The sequence below is a fragment of the Bradyrhizobium diversitatis genome (assembly GCF_016031635.1).
GTDB classification, from domain to species: Bacteria; Pseudomonadota; Alphaproteobacteria; order Rhizobiales; family Xanthobacteraceae; genus Bradyrhizobium; species Bradyrhizobium diversitatis.
Window position 1 is genome coordinate 1 of record NZ_JACEGD010000110.1, and the last position, 692, is coordinate 692.

General features: G+C 69.9%; 1 pseudogene. It reads right to left on the reverse strand.

Features of this window, described 5'->3' with window-relative positions:
* Nucleotides 1-692: pseudogene (locus H1B27_RS39665) on the reverse strand (lytic transglycosylase domain-containing protein); the annotation flags it as partial.

Genomic DNA, 692 nt, shown 5'->3' on the forward strand with positions numbered 1-692 from the left:
ACCAGCCGCTCGGCATTGGCGCGGTCGCCGCGCGCCAGCATCGCCTTGGCGAGCGTGAAGCGGCCCTTAGCGGAGATCGGAGATTCGTTCTCGAACCACGACCACGCGACCGAATCGTCGCGCCTGTCGTCCCACATCGCGGCCTCGAGGCGCCGGCGCAGGAAGGTCTGCGACGGCCAGGTCGGATTGGCGGAGATGAAGGCGCGATAGCGTTCCACGGTCGCGCCGTTGTCCTCGCTGCGCAGGATGATCCATTCGGCGAGCTTTCGCGCGACCGGATCCGAAATGCCGGCCGCGGTTGCGGCGACATCATCGACGTCGCAAGCCGACAAGGACACGCTCGAGAGCGTCATCGAGCTCGTACGTAAGCGCAAGGCCGGCGATGCCACCGATGCCGCGGCCGGGATGACCGGCTTGCGTGGCGCCGCATGCTGGCGGGTCGCGGGGGCCAGCACGGGAGCTGCGAGCGGCCTGGCGGAGGCCGGGGCAGTGGGCCTGTCGGTGGCCGCCACGGGTGCGGTCTTTGCAGGCTTTGCGGTCTTGGGCGGCGATCCGTTGCTCGCCGGGTGTGACTTCGGCGAGGAGACCGCTGCCGCGGGTTTCGGCTTGTCCTTCGCCGGTTCCTTGGCGGCGGCATCCTTGGCTGGCGTCTTCGCGCCTTCCTTGGCCGGGGTGCCACCCTTGCTCGCGCC